Here is a 16,657-nt window from a genome sequence, read left to right on the forward strand (position 1 = left end):
CGGCGCCGCCCGCGCCGGCCGCCGCGCCACCGGAGCCCGCCGCGCCGGCCGAGGCACCCCCGACGGGCCCGCGCGACACCTTCCCCGAGTCCCCCGCCGCTCCGGCCGCGCGCCGGCGCTCGAGGTACTCGTCGATCCCCCGCGGCAGATTGGTGAGCCGGCCGTCGCCGAACAGCGCCCACACGGAGTCACAGATGCGCTCGACGAGGTAGCGGTCGTGGGAGATCACGACCATCGTGCCGGGCCAACCGTCGAGCAGGTCCTCGAGCTGCCGCAGGGTGTCGATGTCGAGGTCGTTGGTCGGCTCGTCGAGCAGCAGCACGTTCGGCTCGTCCATGAGCACGCGCGTGAGCTGCAGCCGCCGCCGCTCGCCGCCGGACAGGTCACCGACGGGCGTGCGCTGGCGGGCGGGCGAGAAGCCGAGCCGCTCGGCGAGCTGCGACGCGGTGAGCTCATCCTTGCCGAACGCCACGCGGGTCGCGACGTCCTCGATCGCCTCCAGCACGCGCTGGTCGAGCGGCAGGTCGTCGAGCTCCTGCTTGAGCCAGCCGATGCGAACGGTCTTGCCCTCCTTGCGCCGGCCGGCCGCCAGCGGAGCCGCCCCCGCGAGGGCGCGCAGCAAGGTGGTCTTGCCGGAGCCGTTGACGCCGACCAGGCCGATGCGTTCGCCGGGCGCGAGCCGCCAGGTGAGGTCGTCGACGAGGGTGCGGCCGTCGGGGGCGTCGAGGCGCGCGTCCTCGAGCTCCACCACGACCTTGCCCAGCCGCCGCGCCGCGAAGCTCGACAGCTGTAGGGAGTCGCGCGGCGGCGGCACGTCCTTGATCAGCGCCTCGGCGGCCTCGATCCGGTAGCGCGGCTTGGAGGTGCGGGCGGGGGCGCCGCGGCGCAGCCAGGCGAGCTCCTTGCGCATGAGGTTCTGCCGCCGCGACTCGGTGGCGGCGGCCTGACGGTCGCGCTCGGCGCGCGCGAAGACCCAGTCGTTGTAGCCGCCCTCGTACTGCTCGACGCGGCCGTCGACGACCTCCCAGGTGCGGGTGGCCACCGTGTCGAGGAACCACCGGTCGTGGGTGACGACGACGAGCGCGCTCGATCGCCCGACGAGGTGGTCCGCGAGCCACTGGACGCCCTCGACGTCGAGATGGTTGGTCGGCTCGTCGAGGACCAGCAGGTCCAGGTCCTGCACGAGGGCCGCGGCCAGCGACACCCGCCGTCGCTCGCCGCCCGACAGGTCCGCGACGGGGGTGTCGAGCCCCAGGTCGTGGATGCCGATGCCGTCGAGGACCGCGCGGACGCGGGCGTCCCCCGCCCACTCGTGGACGGCCAGCCCGAGCCCGCCGACCACGGCCTCGCCGACGGTGTCGGCGGCGAGCTCGGTGCGCTGCGTGACCACGGCCATCCGCAGGCCGGAGACGCGGGAGACGCGCCCGGTGTCCGGTTCGGCGACACCGGTGAGGATCTCCAACAGGGTGGTCTTGCCGCCGCCGTTGAGGCCGACGACGCCGATGCGGTCACCGGCGTTGACGCCCAGCGAGACGTTGTCGAGCACCTGGCGGATGCCGAAGGAGATCGATCCCTGCTCGAGGTTGATGAGGTTGGTGGGGGCCATCTCTACTTTCCTGTGGGGTCGACGCCGGGGCCGGCGCCGCCGGACGGGTCGTCGCTGATGATGTGGGCGCCGCCGACCGGGCCGCGGGTGACGCGTACCTCGCGGGCGACGCCGGACTCGCTGATCTCCGCGGCCACGGCGATCGCGTGGTCGCTGTCGGAGCAGAAGAACAGGCAGGTGGGGCCGGAGCCGGAGACCATGCCGTGCAGCGCGCCGGCCTCCTGCCCGGTGCGGAGGGTCCTGCGCAGGGCGGGCCGCAGGGAGAGCGCGGCGGGATCCAGGTCGTTGGCCAGCAGGGCGGCGACGGCGGCGGGATCGTCGCCGCCGAGGGCCTCGACGAGCGACTCGACGCCGCCCGCACGCGGCACGGACCGCTCCGCGCGGAGCCGGTCGAGCTCGGCGAACACCGTCGGGGTGGACAGTCCGCCGTGGGCGAGTGCCACCACGACGTGCTGCTCGGCGCGCGCGTGCAGCAGCGTCGCGAGCTTCTCGCCGCGCCCGGTGCCCAGCGCGGTGCCGCCGCGCACACAGAACGGCACGTCACTGCCCAGCCGCGCGGCCCGCTCCTCCAGCGCCGCCCGGCCGAGTCCCAGACCGAGCAGCCGGTCCGTGGCCACCAGGGCGGCCGCGGCGTCCGCGCTGCCGCCGGCCATCCCGCCGGCCACGGGGACCCCCTTGTGTATCCGGATGGCGATCCGGGCGTCCGACCCCGCCTCCTCGCGGAGCAGATCGACCGCCCGGGCGGCGAGATTGGTCCGGTCCGTGGGCACCTGCGGGGCCCCCGGCCCGGTGACGGTGATCTCGTCGTCGTCGCCAGACCCGGCGGCGCCGCCGGCGAACGACACGGTGACGCGCTCCCACATGTCCACGGCGCGATAGACGGTGAGCAGGTCGTGGAAGCCGTCTGGGCGGGCGTCGCCGACGCCCAGGTGGAGGTTGATCTTGGCGGGGGCGACGGCCGTCACGGCGCGCGCGCCGTCGGGGGTGAACACGTCGCGGGGCATGACCACCAGCCTACGGCTCGCGGTGCCCCGGCCCGATCCCGAGCCGCGCCGCCGCCTCCGCGACGCGCACGAAGTCGGCGGTGGTGAGCTGCTCGCCGCGGGCGCGCGGGTCGACCCCGGCCTCGGTGAGGGCGAGTTCGGCGTCCGCGCCGGAGCCCGCCCAGCCGGACAGCGCGGCGCGCAGGGTCTTGCGCCGCTGCGCGAACGCGGCGTCGACCACGGCGAACACCCGCCGGCGGTGCTCGGCGCCCAGGTCCCACGGCGCCTCGGGGTACGCGTCGATGCGCACGAGGCCGGACTCGACGTTGGGCACGGGCCAGAAGACGTTGCGGCCCACCACCCCGGTGCGGCGGACGGTGCCGAAGAACCCTGCCTTGACGCTGGGCACCCCGTACACGCGGGAGCCGGGCGCGGCGGCCAGGCGGTCGGCCACCTCGAGCTGCACCATGACGAGCGCCGTGCGCAGGGTGGGCACCTCGGCGAGCAGGTGCAGGAGCACGGGCACCGACACGTTGTACGGCAGGTTCGCCACGAGCGCGGTGGGCGACGGCTCGCCCAGGTCGGCGGCGGACACGGCCAGGGCGTCGGCGCCCACGACGGTGAGCAGCTCGGCCAGCCGCGGCGCCCGCTCGGCGACCGTGCGCGGCAGCCGCGCGGCGAGGACCGGATCGATCTCCACGGCCACCACGCGTCCGGCGGCGTCGAGCAGCGGCAGGGTCAGCGACCCGAGACCGGGGCCGACCTCGATCACGGTGTCGTCGCGGCCCACACCGGACGCGGTGACGATCTTGCGGACCGTGTTGGCGTCGTGAACGAAGTTCTGTCCGAGGGTCTTGGTGGGCTTGATGCCCAGTTCCCCGGCGAGCGCGCGCACCTCCTGCGGGCCGAGTGGGTCGGCCTGCCCGCGGAAGGTCGCGTCCGGGCCGGTCAGCGCAGGCCCAGCTTGGAGGTGCAGGCGGGCCAGGCCCCCCAGCCCTGCGAGGCCCGGACCTTCTCGGCGATCGCGATCTGCTGCTCGCGCGTGGCGAGATGCGCGCTGGGCGCGTACTGGCCGCCACCGTGGCCGGTCCAGGTGCCGGCGGCGAACTGCAGCCCGCCGGAGTACCCGTTGCCGGTGTTGATGCTCCAGTTCCCGCCCGACTCGCACTGGGCGATCGAGTCCCACACGCCGCCGTTCGAGACGGCCGGCGCGGAGGGCTTCGGCTTGGTGCCCACGCGGATGACGGCGGGGCGGGCCTCGGTGAGGACCTTCTCCGCGCCGCGGGCGCGCTCGGTCTCGACGCCGTTGACGCGGGTGATCGTGTAGACGACCTCGCGCTCGCCGGGAGCACCGGGATCGACGACCGTGCGCTCGCCCTCTGTGGCCTCGGGGTCCTCGGTGGTCTGTTCGGGGGCCTTGAACTGCTCGACCGCGGTCTCCTCGGCGACGGCCACGCGGGTGATGGTGACCTCGGTGCCGGGCTCGACGGGGGCGTCCGGGGCCGGGGTGACAGTGTCCAGCGGGCCGAGGGTGATGCCGGCGCGCTCGAGGAACTGCCCGACCGTCTCACCGGGTGAGGCCATCGGGGTGGCGGGGCCGCCGTGGTCGGACAGCAGCGCCTCGCGCGGGGTCACCACGGAGACGGTGGTGCCGTCGAGCGGGACGTCCGCGTCGATGCGCGGGCTGACGTAGCTGCGGGGCGGGACGTCGTCGCGCTCGGCCACGAGGTCGGCGACGGTGGTGGCGGTGGTCCAGACCTGCTCGCTGCGACCGTCGACCTCGACGGTGACGGGCCGGGCGCGCAGCAGGGTGACGGTGTCGCCGTCGTCGATGCTGTCGCCGGGCGCGATCACCACGTCCCGGTCGTCGACGCTGTAGCCGGCGTCGGCGAGCGCGGCGCGCACGTCGGAGCTGAAGGTGACCAGTTCGACCTGCTCGCCGTCGACCTCGAGGGTGTAGGTGGTGCGCTGGTCCAGCGCCGCGACGCCGCCCACGACGAGGGTGGTGAGCATCCCGGCCACGGACAGCCGCAGCATGGTGGAGCGGGATCCGTGGAGTCGGTGAATGGGGTCGAGCAGGCCCCGCGTCCCGTCGGGTCGGGTGCCCGTGGGGGTGTCGGTCCGTGCGTCGTCAGCCACTGGTCGGTTCTCTCCTCGTATCGCCCGTGAACGGCCGTACGGCCGTCCGCGTTTCATCACGGTAGCGTAACGAGGCGGTGGAGCGTCGGCAACGCGCCACCCCCTGACGTGCATTGATGTGACGACGACGACAAGGGATTCAGGTCACGTTTCGTTACACGATCCCCGCGAGCCCCGTTCGTACCTCGAGTCACACGGGCCCCTCCCGGCAGCCCCTCCCACCTAACCCCGCAGGGCAGGCCCTCCCGGCAGCCCCCTCGAGATCCGCTACCCGGACTCGACAACCGCTACCCCTGTAGGACTAGCGGATCCCGGCGGAGGGTAGCGGATTCGAAAAGGGGGTCAGACGGTGAGGCCGAACACGGCGCGGGCGGTGTCGGCGACCTCGGCGACCAGGTCCTCCGGCGACTGCCCGCGGACCTCCGCGATCGCCCGGACGGTGTATCCCACCAGACCCGGCTCGTTGCGAGCCCCCCGGAACGGCTCCGGGGCCATGTAGGGGGCGTCGGTCTCCACGAGCAGCTGTCCGGGGGGCGCCAGGCGGGCGGCCTCGCGCAGGTGCTCGTTGGCCTTGAACGTCACGTTGCCCGTGAAGGACAGCACGTACCCGCGCGCCAACGCCTCCTCCGCGACGTCCAGCGGCGAGGAGAAGCAATGGAGCATGACGTGCGGGATGCCGGAGTCGGGGCCGGCGACCTCGCCCAGGACGTGCATGAGGTCGGCGTCGGCCTCGCGGTTATGGATCATCAGGCACTTGCCCAGCTCGGCGGCCAGCCCGGCGTGCCAGCGCAGGGACTCCTCCTGCTCGGCCGGGTCCGCGCAGTCGTCCATCTTTCCCACCCAGTAGTGGTCGAGGCCGGTCTCTCCCACCGCCACGACGCGGGGGTGGGCGGCGAGCTCGCGCAGGCGCTCGCGCACCTGCTCGCCGTGCTCGGGATCGGTGGCCTCGCGGGCGCGGGTGGGGTGCACGGCGACCGCGGCGTAGACCCGCTCGTCGGCCTCGGCGGCGGCGACCGCCGCCTCGGACTCGGCGAGGTCGTCGCCGACGGTCACCATGGCGGCCACGCCGGCGAGCGCGGCCCTGTCGGCGGCCGCGCGCACCTCGTCGGCGGTGCGGTGCCCGCAGGAGTACAGGTGCGTGTGCGCGTCGACGAGCCCGGGCAGCCGCTCGGGCAGGACAGGGGTCGGGCGGGACTTGCGCTTACCCATGGCGGGCGCTCAGCCCTCCCCACCGTCGGTCGGATGCTGGATGGGCGCCCAGGTCGGCCCGGTCTCGGCCAGCTCGGGATCGACCTTCGCGAACAGCGGGCTCGGCTTGGCCAGCGGCGTGCCGGGGGCGATCGCGGTGCGTCCCCAGCGGGCCTGCTCGGCGGCGTAGTCCCCCATGATCACCGGGTACGTGCGTCCGGCGGCGGGCAGGCCCTCGCCGACGAGCTCGACCGGCATGTCGTCGGTGACCTCGTGGACCTGCGGCGCGGCGGCCCACACGCCCTGCCCACCGATCGCGCCGTGGATCTGCTGCGCGGCGGACGGCAGGTACGGGGTGAGGAGTGTGTTGGCGTCGGAGACCACCTGCAGCGCGGTGTGCAGGACGGTGCCCAGGCGCTCACGCTGCTCGGGCTCCTTGGCCAGCTTCCACGGCTCGGTGGCGGCGATGTAGCGGTTGGCCGCGCCCACGATCCGCATGGCCTCGGTGACGCCGGCCTTGAACCGGGAGCGCTCGAGGTGCGCGCCGACGGTGGCGAACGCGGACTCGGCGTCGCGCAGCAGCTCGGCGTCGAGGTCGGTGAGGGTGCCCGGCCGCGGGATCTCGCCGAAGTTCTTGTGCGCCATGGACACGGTGCGGTTGACGAGGTTGCCCCAGCCGCCCACGAGCTCGGCGTTGGTGCGGCGCACGTACTCGTCCCAGGTGAAGTCGGTGTCCTGGTTCTCCGGCCCGGCCACGGCGATGAAGTAGCGCAGCGCGTCGGGGCCGAACTCGGCCAGGAAGTCCCGCACGTAGATCACGACGCCGCGCGAGGACGAGAACTTGGACCCGGACATCGTGAGGAACTCGCTCGAGACCACCTCGGTGGGAAGGTTGAGCGCGCCCAGCGCCCCCGGCTCACCGCCGCGGGCGCCCCGGCCGTCGTAGCCGATGAGCTCGGCCGGCCAGATCTGGGAGTGGAACGTGATGTTGTCCTTGCCCATGAAGTAGTGGGACACGGCCTCGGGGTCGGTCCACCAGCGGCGCCACGCCTCGGGCTCACCGGCGCGCCACGCCCACTCGATGGACGCGGACAGGTACCCCACCACGGCGTCGAACCAGACGTAGAGCTTCTTGTCGCCGCGGTCGGACCAGCCGTCCACGGGGATGGGGATGCCCCAGTCGATGTCGCGGCTCATAGCGCGGGGGCGCAGGTCCTCCAGCAGGTTGAGGGAGAACTTGAGGACGTTGGGCCGCCACTCCTCGCGCCCCTTGAGCCAGTCCCCCAGCGAGTCGGCCAGCGCCGGCAGGTCGAGGAACCAGTGCTCGGTCTCGATGAACTTCGGAGTCTCGCCGTTGATGCGCGAGCGTGGGTTCTTCAGGTCCGCCGGGTCGAGCTGGTTGCCGCAGTTGTCGCACTGGTCGCCGCGTGCGCCGTCGTCGCCGCAGATGGGGCAGGTGCCCTCGATGTAGCGGTCCGGCAGGGTGCGCCCCGTCGACGGGCTCACCGCGCCAGTGGTGGTCTTGGCGACCATGTAGCCGTTGCGGTGCAGCCCGCGGAACAGCTCCTGCACCACCGCGTAGTGGTTACGCGTGGTGGTGCGGGTGAACAGGTCGTAGCTCAGGCCGAGCCCGGCCAGGTCGTCGACGATCACGCGGTTGTAGCGGTCGGCGAGTTCCTGGACGGGCACGCCCTCCTTCTCGGCCTGCACGAGCAACGGGGTGCCGTGCTCGTCGGTGCCGGAGACCATGAGCACGTCGTTGCCGGCCATGCGCTGGTAGCGCGAGAAGACGTCCGACGGCACCCCGAACCCCGAGACGTGTCCGATGTGTCGGGGGCCGTTCGCGTACGGCCATGCGACCGCGGTGAGGACTGTCTTCGCCATACCTACAGACTAGGTGGTGGTGGACCCGTCACCGGAGGTGGAGGTCCCCCCGGCGGCGGGAGCGGTGGCCGGCGTGCCAGCACGCGACAGCCGCTTGTCGCGGCGGCGGCGTTCCGATCTCGGCAGCAGGTAGACCTTCTCGGTGATGAACGGGTCGCTGGTCAGCGCCTTGACGATCGCGACGCACAGCGCGCCCAGCACCAGCACGAACGGGGACGCGGCGATGATCGTGAGGTTCTGCAGGCTGTTGAGCGCGGTCTCCGGCTCACCCTCCCGCAGGCCGGGCAGCAGCATGAGGATCGCGACGGCGGCGGTGAGCGCGCCCCACAGCACGACCAGCCACCGCTTGGGCTCCTCCGCGCCGTTCTCGGACATGCCGGCCATGACGATCGAGGCCGAGTCGGCGCCGGTGATGAAGAAGATCGAGATGAGGACGATCGCGACGAACGACAGGATGGTCGTGAACGGCAGTTCGCCGAACAGGGCGAACAGCTGCAGGGTCGAGTCGCCGTCGCCGTAGATGCTGCGCCCGCTGAGCTCGAGGTCCAGGGCGGCGCCGCCGAAGATGGAGAACCACAGGATGCTCAGCACGCTGGGCACGATCATCACGCCGATCACGAACTCGCGGATCGTGCGGCCGCGCGAGATGCGGGCCAGGAACATGCCGACGAAGGGCGACCAGGAGATCCACCACGCCCAGTAGAAGACCGTCCAGCCGGACAGCCACTCACCGGCCGTGCCCTCGACGCTCGCGCCGGTGCGCGAGGCCATGTCGAAGAAGGTGCCGATGTACCCGCCCAGCGAGGTGGGAACGAGGTCGAGCATGAACACCGCGGAGCCCGAGGCCACCAGGACGAAGAGCGCCAGGGCCACGGCGAGGACCATGTTGGTGTTGGACAGGAACTGGATGCCGCGGTCGATGCCGGAGACCGCCGAGGCCACGAAGCACAGGCCCAGGACGATGATGATGCCCACGGCGACGGCCGCGCTCTCGGCGGAGACGGTGCCGGTCTCGGCCAGACCCGCGCGGATCTGCAGCGCACCCAGACCCAGGGAGGCCGCGGTGCCGAAGACGGTGGCGAAGATCGCCAGGATGTCGAGGACTTTTCCCTGCCAGCCCAGCGCGCGCTTCGGCCCGATCAGCGGGACGAAGGCGCTGGAGATGAGGTGCCGCCCGCCGTAGCGGTAGGCGGTGAGCGCCAGGGCCAGCCCGACCACCGCGTACACCGCCCACGCGTGGGCGGTCCAGTGGAAGGTGGTGGTGGCCATCGCGGTGGTCACGCCGGGGCGGGCGCCGGGCGGGGTGTCGATGTAGTGGCTCAGCGGCTCGGACACGCCGTAGAACATCAGGCCGATGCCCATGCCGGCCGCGAACATCATCGAGATCCAGCTGGTGGTGCGGAACTGCGGCCGCTCGGCGTCACCGCCCAGGCGCACGTTGCCGTACTTGCTGAGAGCCAGCCACAGGACGAACGCCACGAACACGGTCGCCGCCAGCACGAACAGCCAGTCCACGCTCCGGGCGGTCCAGTCGAACGCGGCCGTGGCCGCCGACTGGAAGGAGTCCGTGAAGCCCAGTCCCCAGACGAGCACCGCGCCGACCAGGACGAGCGCGGGGACGAACACGCCCAGGCTGAGGCCCCGCGGGAACACGGCGTCGCCGGCCACGGGGGGATCGGAGGGCGGAGGAGATGGAGTCTTCTCGTCGTTGGTGGTCACCCTGACAGGCCTAGCACGGATCTGACCCGAGGGAGGGTTAAACTCCCTTTCACCCGGCCCCCGGCTGGACCCCGCCGCGGGCGATCTGCCAGGTTGGACGGGTGCACACGTGGGCGGAGATGCCGCCGGATCCGCTCAGCGTCCTGAACGCCTGCGCGCGCCGTGCCGAGCGCGAGGGCCTGCCGCCACCGGCCGCGTTCCTCGGGGACTGGCTGGGCGCGGCCGCGGTGATCGCCCCGTCGGCCCGGCTGGCGCCCGTCGCGCCCGCCGACGCGTTCGGGACCGATGCCCTCGTCGTCGTCGACCCCGACACCACCCGCACCGACGGTTCCCCCGGCACCGACGCCGACCCCGGCCTCACATTGGGCTTCCGCTCCTACCCCGACGTGCCCTCCGGCGCCAGACGCCTCCTGCCCGAGGCGGTCTCCGGGCGCGCCGACGGGGTGCTCGTGCTGGGCCACGACGGCCGGTGGACCGCGCGGGGCACGGTCCCCGACGCGCGCGAGCTCGCCCCCGGACCGGGGGGAGGGGGCGACGACGACGAGGTCCCCACCCTCGACTGGGACGCACCGGATCGGGAGGCGCACCGGGCGTCGGTCACGGCCTGCCTCGAGGCGATCAGGGCCGGCGAGATCTACCAGGCCTGCCTGTCCACGCGGCTGGACGGCCGCCTGCACGGCGAGCCGATCGCGCTGTTCAGCGCCCTGTGGCGGCGGACGCGGGCCCGGCGGGCGGCGTACCTGGCCGGCGAGTGGGGCGCGGTCGTGTCGCTGTCACCGGAGACGTACCTGACGCGCCGCGGCCGCGACGTGCGCTCGGCGCCCATCAAGGGCACGCTGCCGCTGGACGCCGACCCGGCCCTGCTGCGCGCGTCGGGCAAGGACGTCGCGGAGAACATCATGATCGTCGACCTCGTCCGCCACGATCTCGGACGGACCGCCGACCTCGGGACCGTGACCGTGCCCGAGCTGCTCGCCGTGCACCCCGCGCCCGGCGTGTGGCACCTCGTGTCCACCGTCGCCGCGCGCACCGGCGTGCCCCACGACGAGCTGGTGGAGACGACGTTCCCGCCCGCCTCGGTCACCGGCACGCCCAAACTCCGGGCGCGGGAACTCATCTCCGGGTGGGAGCCGCGGGCCCGCGGCCTGCACTGCGGCGCGATCGGCCTGGCCGGGCCCGGCGTGCTCGACCTGTCGGTGGCCATCCGCACCCTCGAGATCGGCCCCGACGGGCGCTGCGAGTTCGGGGTGGGCGGCGGCATCACGATCGACTCCGACCCCGACGCCGAGTGGGACGAGTGCGTGCACAAGGCCGCGTTCACGTGGGGCGGCGGCGACGCTCCCTGGGCGGGGTGAGCGGCGGGCGCCAGGCGGGGTGCGCGGCGGCGGCGCGGTGGGCGGCGGCGGACGCGTCAGCCGCGCGCGTCGAGGACGGCCTGGTACAGCTCCCGCTTGGTCACCGCCGACCCCTCGGACACCGCCGCGCACGCGTCCTTCAGCCGCTCCCCCGCCTCGACGCGCTCCTCGACGATCTCCACGAGGTCCTCGAGCGTCGCGGCGGAGTCGGCCGCGTCCGCCCCGGCCACCACCACGACGATCTCCCCCAGCACGCCGGACGCCGTGCGCTCGGCCAGCTCCCCGAGGGTGCCGCGCAGGACCTCCTCATAGGTCTTGGTCAGCTCGCGACACACCGCCGCCCGGCGGTCCGCGCCGAGCACCTGCGCGGCCTCGGCGAGGGTGTCGGCCAGCCGGTGCGGGGACTCGAAGAACACGCACGTGCGCTCCTCCGCCGCCAGCCGCGCCAACCAGGTCCGGCGGCGGCCGGCCCGCCGCGGCGGGAACCCGTCGAAGCAGAAGCGGTCGACCGGCAGGCCGCTGAGCACCAGCGCGGTGGTCACCGCCGACGGCCCCGGCAGGCACGTCACCGGAAGGCCCGCCTCGATGCACGCCACCACCAGCGAATACCCGGGATCCGACACCGCCGGCATGCCCGCGTCGGTCACCACGGCCACGGTGTCGCCCGCGCGCACGCGGTCGATCAGCTGGGGCACGCGGCCCGCCTCGTTGTGCTCGAAGAAGCTCATCACGCGGCCCCGGATGGTGACCTCCAGTGCCGTGGCGAGGGAACGCAGGCGACGGGTGTCCTCCGCGGCGACGATGTCCGCCGTGGCCAGCACGTCGCGCAGGCGATCCGAGGCGTCACCCGGGTTCCCGATGGGGGTGGCCGCCAACACGACACGTCCGGACGTCATGCCGACCACCCTATCCGCCGGGTGAGGCGTGTCCCCTGGCGGCGCGGGGGCCACACTATGCTCGGCTCGTGACCTCGACCCCCGGCGTGCGGTCCCCCGGACGTCCGCTGCCCGCCCCCGACACCGGCCCGGTCGACACGGCCCGCGACTGGATCGTCACCGGCGTCGTCCTGGTCCTGGCGTTCGTCTCGCGGTTCTGGGGACTGGCCTCGGCAACCGACAAGGGCACCCCGGTCTTCGACGAGAAGCACTACGCGCCGCAGTCGTACGACATCGCCCGGCTGGGCATCGAGGAGAACCCCGCCTACGGCCTCGTCGTCCACCCGCCCGTCGCCAAGCAGATCCAGTCCCTCGGCGGGCTGCTCTTCGACTACACCCCCATGGGCTGGCGGTTCACCGCCGCGCTGGCGGGGGTGCTCGTGGTGCTCATGGTCATGCGCATCACCCGGCGGCTGACCCGCTCCACCCAGCTCGGCTTCGTCGCCGGCCTGCTGCTGTGCCTGGACGGCGTCACCTTCGTGACCTCTCGCATCGGCATGCTGGACATCTACCAGGTGCTCTTCGTCGTGGCCGCCGCCGGCGCACTGCTGGTGGACCGCGACCAGATGCGCGGTCGCATGCACCGCGCCGCCGTCGAGGGCCGGCTTCACCTCTCCGAACTCGGCCCCCGCCTGGGATTCCGCTGGTGGCGTTTCACCGCCGGCGTGATGCTCGGCCTCGCGCTCGGCGTGAAGTGGTCCGGCCTGTACTTCATCGCCTTCTTCGGCCTCATGACCGTCGCCTGGGACTGGGCCCTGCGCAGCCGCTACGGCATCCACCGCCCGCTCGCCGGCGCGCTGCTGCGCGACGCGGTGCCCGCCTTCCTCACCCTGGTGATCTGGCCCGCGATCCTGCACCTGTTCACGTGGCTCCCGTGGTTCGCGGGCGAGAACTCCGTGTACCGGCACGCCGTCCCCGAGAAGGTCGCCGATACCTGGCTGCCCGATGCGCTGCAGTCGTGGCTGTACTACCAGTCGTCGGTCCTGGACTTCCACTCCTCGCTGACCACCTCCGCCGGCAACCGGCACCCCTGGGAGTCCAAGCCGTGGACCTGGCCCATGAGCCTCCGGCCGATGCTCTACTACGTCGAGCAGGGCGAGGGCGTGGCCGGGTGCGGTGAGGCCACGTGCGTCCGCGCGATCATGCTGATCGGCACGCCCGCGATCTGGTGGCTGGCGATTCCGGTGCTGGCGTGGGCGTTCTGGCGCGCGGTCGTCTCCCGCGACGGGCGCTACGCTTTTCCGCTGGTCGGCTACATGGCCGGGTATCTGCCCTGGTTCTTCCAACACGACCGGCAGATGTACTTCTTCTACGCCTCCGTCATGGTGCCGTTCTTCGTCATGCTCATCGCGCTCGTGCTCGGCGAGATCGCCGGGAAGGCCACCGACTCCCGCCGGCGCCGGCTCCTCGGGCGCGGGATCGTGAGCGTGTACCTCGCCCTGGTGATCGTGAACTTCATCTACATGTTGCCGATACTCGCGGGGCTGCCGATCACGCAGACCGAGTGGAATCACCAGCTCTGGTTGCCGTCCTGGCGCTGATCGGCCGCCTCGGCCCGCCCCGGACGTCCTGAGCAGCCGCTGTGCATCGCGCCCGGGCCCCCATTTCGTGGTGACGGACCCGCCGGGCCGTCAGTAGCGTCGCGGAGGTGAACGAGCTACCCATTCCCTTCGCCGATCTCCCGATGAGCGACGTGACCCAGCAGTGGCTGGTCGAGAAACCGGTCACGATCGCCATCTACATCGTGCTGGCCCTGGTGGTGCGCTGGCTGCTGCACCGCGGCATCGACCGGGTCACCGCCCCCTCCGGAGACGGGTCGGTCTCCGGGTGGCGGCGACGCCGCCAGGAGAGGTCCGACCGGCGCGACGACGAGGCCGGATCGGCGCACGACACGGACGGCCACGACGGCGACGTCAGCGCGGACGAGAGCGGGGGCCTCACCGCCGCGAGCCTGAAGAAGCACAACCGCCGCCGCGACGCCGAGCACGTGCGGGCCGAGCAGCGCCGCGCGCAGCGGCGGGCCCAGCGGATGGCGACCATCGGCTCGGTGCTCAAGTCGCTCGTGTCGTTCGTCGTCCTGGTCTGGGTGGTCCTGCAGACCCTGGCGATACTCGGCGTCAACGTCGCGCCGTTCATCGCCTCCGCGGGGATCGTGGGCGTCGCCCTCGGCTTCGGCGCCCAGACCCTCGTCCGCGACTTCCTGTCCGGACTGTTCATGCTCTTCGAGGACCAGTACGGCGTCGGCGACTGGGTGGACCTCGGCGAGGCCGAGGGCACCGTCGAGCACGTGGGCCTGCGCATCACCTCGCTGCGCGACCTGCACGGCACCCTGTGGTACTGCCGCAACGGCGACATCGCCCGCGTCGGCAACTACAGCCAGGACTTCGGCGTGGCGTTCCTCGAGATCCCCGTGTCCTACACCGCCGACGTCGACCGGGCGTGCACCGTGGCGATCGAGACCGCCAAGCAGGCGGCGGCCGAGGAGCCCATCGCCTCGAACCTCATCTCCGGGCCGGAACTGCAGGGCGTCAACGCGCTGGACGCAGATTTCTGGTCGCTGCGGATGACCGCCGTGACGCAGGCCAACGCGCAGTGGGCCACCGAGCGGGAGTTGCGCCGCCGGATCCGCAAGGCCTTCGACGAGGCCGGGATCGACGCGCCCTACCCGGAGGGCCTGCCGGTCTCGGCGATGCGCGCGATGGCGGCCGAGTAAGGCACCGCTGAGCGACCTCCTGCGGCCGCGGCGGCGCCGGCGGCGGCGTCAGCCGCCCAGCACCCTGTCGATACTGAACCTGCCGGCGCCGACCGCGGCGATGAGCAGCGCCCCCACGCCGAGCGCCACGACGAGCTCCCAGCCGTTCTGGGTGACGAACGGGCCGTGGATTGCGTGGACGAAGTACAGGGCGCCGAACATGTCCACTCCGAGGAGGATCCCGGCGAGCGGGGTGAGCAGTCCCGCGACGAGAGCGACCCCGGCCACGAGTTCGACCCCGGCGACGATCGCCGCGGTGACCTCCGGCTGCGGGATGCCGTAGCCCGCGAACTGCTCCCCCACCCGCGCCAACCCGAGTGTGAAGAACTTCTGCCACCCGTGCGCGACGAAGACCACGCCGATGCCCACACGGGCCAGCAGGATGGCGGCGTCGCGGAGGGTCTCCATCCCCCTCACGGGAGGATGCCCTGTCCGACCTTGGTGATCCGGCGGTTGAGAAGCGTCATCGCCAGGTTGTACAGCGGCGGGGCGAACCTCTGGGCCGCGAACCCCACGCGGACGTCCGGCGAGGTGTAGACGATGTAGCGGCCCTTCCGCACCCCCTCGAGCATCTTCTCGGCGGCCTCGTCGGGGGTGACAGCGTGACGCCGGAACTGGTCGACTGTCTTGGCGACCTCAGGGGTGGAGCGGTCGACGCCCGCGATCTCGATAGTCTCGACCAGCGGGGTGTCGACGCCGCCGGGGCAGACCAGGTGGACCCCGATGTCGTAGGGCGCCAGGTCGAAGCGCAGCACCTCGGCGATCCCGCGGATGCCGAACTTGGCGGCGCTGTAGGCGGCGTGCCACGGCAGACCGAGCAGACCGGCGGCCGAGGAGACCAGGGCGAGGGCCGAGGGCTTACCGGCCGTCATCATGGCCGGCACGAACGCCTCCACCACGTGGACGGTGCCCATGAGGTTGACCTCGACCATCGACCGCCACACGCGGTGCTCGAGCAGGTCTGGTCGACCCCATGCCGAGTTGCCCGCGACGTGGAAGACCGCGTCGGGGGCCCCGTGCGCGGCGATGACGCGCTCGCCGAAGACGAGGACCGCGTCGTGGTCGGTGATGTCGAGCGCCTCGGCGGCCAGGACGGGCGCACCCGCGTCGCGGCAGGCCTGCTCGACCGATGCCAGCCCGTCGGCGTCACGGTCGGTGAGGACGAGACGGGCCCTCTCACGGGCGAGCCGGATCGCCGTCGACCGACCGATCCCGCTGGCCGCGCCCGTCACCACGCAGACCTTGCCTCTGTACTCCCTGATGCGTCGCCTCGACATCTGCTCCCCTGTCCCGGCCCGCGTCGTCGGCAGCGGACCGCCTGATGTGCTCACCGTAGCGGCCCGCGGGTGCCGTCGAGGCGGTGTCGGTCGGGCGCGTCCCCTCTCTCGGGCCTCCTCTCAGACCTGCTCTCTCAGGCCTGCGGCGTGAGCTTGGTCGCCTGGAGCGTGTCGTGGCCGCCGCGCGGCGGGATCGGCGGCACGTACTCGCGCAGCACGCACCGGCTCCCGCTGTAGATGGTGGCCATGCACCGGTTGCAGTGGACACACAGCGAGCGACGACGCTCGTCCTCCCTGAGCTTGTTGGGGAAGTCGGGCTCGCGCAGCAGAGCGCGGCCCATGGCGACGAACTCGAAGCCCGCGTTCATCGCCTTGTCGATGGACGGTCGGTCGACGATGCCGCCGAGCAGCATCATCGGCAGGTCGACGGCCTCGCGGATCTGGCGGGCGTCGTCGAACATGTACGCGTCGGTGTAGGGGTACTCCTTGAACATCTTCGGTCCGACGACCTTCATGCCCATCTTGATCACGGGCGGCTGGGTGGCGGCGAACTCCTCCAGCGGCGCGTCACCCTTGAACAGGTAGATCGGGTTGAGCAGGGAGCTGCCGACGGTCATCACCAGCGCGTCGGCCGAGCCGTCCTGCTCCAGCCACCTGGCGACCTGCCGCGCCTCGTCGATCCAGAAGCCGCCGGGCACGCCGTCGTCCATGTTGAGCTTCATGGTGACGGCGATCGTGTCGCCCATGGCGTCGCGGATGGCACGGCCGATGCGGCGGGCGAAGCGGGCGCGGTTCTCCAGCGACCCGCCGTACTCGTCC

At 72.6% G+C, this 16,657-nt stretch carries 14 protein-coding genes; 3 read left to right on the forward strand and 11 right to left on the reverse strand.

The window, feature by feature from the left end:
* The 7 genes from DCI01S_RS13940 to DCI01S_RS13970 all read right to left on the reverse strand — a co-directional run.
* The coding region (locus DCI01S_RS13940) for an ABC-F family ATP-binding cassette domain-containing protein (protein ID WP_061229783.1) at window positions 1-1,606 on the reverse strand (1,606 nt) is incomplete at its 3' end.
* Between the two features lie 2 nt (window positions 1,607-1,608).
* The gene (locus DCI01S_RS13945; RefSeq protein ID WP_061229793.1) at window positions 1,609-2,610 is read right to left on the reverse strand and encodes a 4-(cytidine 5'-diphospho)-2-C-methyl-D-erythritol kinase; all 1,002 of its coding nucleotides are present in this window, start codon (window positions 2,608-2,610) and stop codon (window positions 1,609-1,611) included.
* Window positions 2,611-2,620: 10 nt separating this feature from the next.
* Entirely contained in the window at window positions 2,621-3,541 is a 921-nt protein-coding gene (gene rsmA, locus DCI01S_RS13950; RefSeq protein ID WP_061229792.1) for a 16S rRNA (adenine(1518)-N(6)/adenine(1519)-N(6))-dimethyltransferase RsmA, read from the reverse strand.
* Complete coding sequence (locus DCI01S_RS13955) at window positions 3,538-4,728, reverse strand: resuscitation-promoting factor (protein WP_061229784.1); 1,191 nt, start codon at window positions 4,726-4,728, stop codon at window positions 3,538-3,540. Before DCI01S_RS13955 ends, rsmA begins: the two co-directional genes overlap by 4 nt.
* Window positions 4,729-5,070: 342 nt before the next feature.
* Window positions 5,071-5,937, reverse strand: coding sequence for a TatD family hydrolase (locus tag DCI01S_RS13960; protein WP_061229785.1), 867 nt, complete (start codon window positions 5,935-5,937; stop codon window positions 5,071-5,073).
* 9 nt (window positions 5,938-5,946) lie between these two features.
* Window positions 5,947-7,800 carry a methionine--tRNA ligase gene (gene metG, locus DCI01S_RS13965; RefSeq protein ID WP_061229786.1) on the reverse strand — a complete coding sequence of 618 codons (1,854 nt, stop codon included), beginning with the start codon at window positions 7,798-7,800 and terminating at the stop codon, window positions 5,947-5,949.
* A 9-nt stretch (window positions 7,801-7,809) separates the two neighbouring features.
* Window positions 7,810-9,519, reverse strand: coding sequence for a BCCT family transporter (locus DCI01S_RS13970; protein ID WP_244881747.1), 1,710 nt, complete (start codon window positions 9,517-9,519; stop codon window positions 7,810-7,812).
* Between the two features lie 101 nt (window positions 9,520-9,620).
* On the opposite strand from DCI01S_RS13970, the gene DCI01S_RS13975 reads away from it, so the two are divergent.
* Entirely contained in the window at window positions 9,621-10,874 is a 1,254-nt protein-coding gene (locus DCI01S_RS13975) for an aminodeoxychorismate synthase component I (protein WP_082767834.1), read from the forward strand.
* Between the two features lie 56 nt (window positions 10,875-10,930).
* On the opposite strand, the gene rsmI is transcribed toward DCI01S_RS13975, so the two are convergent.
* Window positions 10,931-11,770 (reverse strand): 16S rRNA (cytidine(1402)-2'-O)-methyltransferase, encoded by an 840-nt coding sequence (gene rsmI, locus DCI01S_RS13980; RefSeq protein WP_061229795.1) that lies wholly within the window; start codon window positions 11,768-11,770, stop codon window positions 10,931-10,933.
* 68 nt (window positions 11,771-11,838) lie between these two features.
* On the opposite strand from rsmI, the gene DCI01S_RS13985 reads away from it, so the two are divergent.
* Both DCI01S_RS13985 and DCI01S_RS13990 read left to right on the forward strand, forming a co-directional pair.
* On the forward strand, window positions 11,839-13,350 hold the full coding sequence (locus DCI01S_RS13985; RefSeq protein ID WP_061229788.1) for a dolichyl-phosphate-mannose--protein mannosyltransferase: 1,512 nt from the start codon (window positions 11,839-11,841) through the stop codon (window positions 13,348-13,350).
* A gap of 143 nt (window positions 13,351-13,493) precedes the next feature.
* On the forward strand, window positions 13,494-14,522 hold the full coding sequence (locus tag DCI01S_RS13990) for a mechanosensitive ion channel family protein (protein ID WP_061229789.1): 1,029 nt from the start codon (window positions 13,494-13,496) through the stop codon (window positions 14,520-14,522).
* A gap of 48 nt (window positions 14,523-14,570) precedes the next feature.
* Here DCI01S_RS13990 and DCI01S_RS13995 read toward each other — a convergent pair whose 3' ends face one another.
* The 3 genes from DCI01S_RS13995 to DCI01S_RS14005 form a co-directional block, all read right to left on the reverse strand.
* Window positions 14,571-14,969 (reverse strand): DoxX family protein, encoded by a 399-nt coding sequence (locus DCI01S_RS13995; RefSeq protein WP_061229790.1) that lies wholly within the window; start codon window positions 14,967-14,969, stop codon window positions 14,571-14,573.
* A 5-nt stretch (window positions 14,970-14,974) separates the two neighbouring features.
* Entirely contained in the window at window positions 14,975-15,838 is an 864-nt protein-coding gene (locus DCI01S_RS14000; RefSeq protein ID WP_061229791.1) for an SDR family oxidoreductase, read from the reverse strand.
* A gap of 134 nt (window positions 15,839-15,972) precedes the next feature.
* On the reverse strand, window positions 15,973-16,657 hold a 685-nt coding region (locus DCI01S_RS14005), incomplete at its 5' end, for an oxidoreductase (RefSeq protein ID WP_497463104.1).

It is taken from the genome of Dietzia cinnamea NBRC 102147, from assembly GCF_001571065.1.
In the GTDB taxonomy this organism is placed as follows: domain Bacteria; phylum Actinomycetota; class Actinomycetes; order Mycobacteriales; family Mycobacteriaceae; genus Dietzia; species Dietzia cinnamea.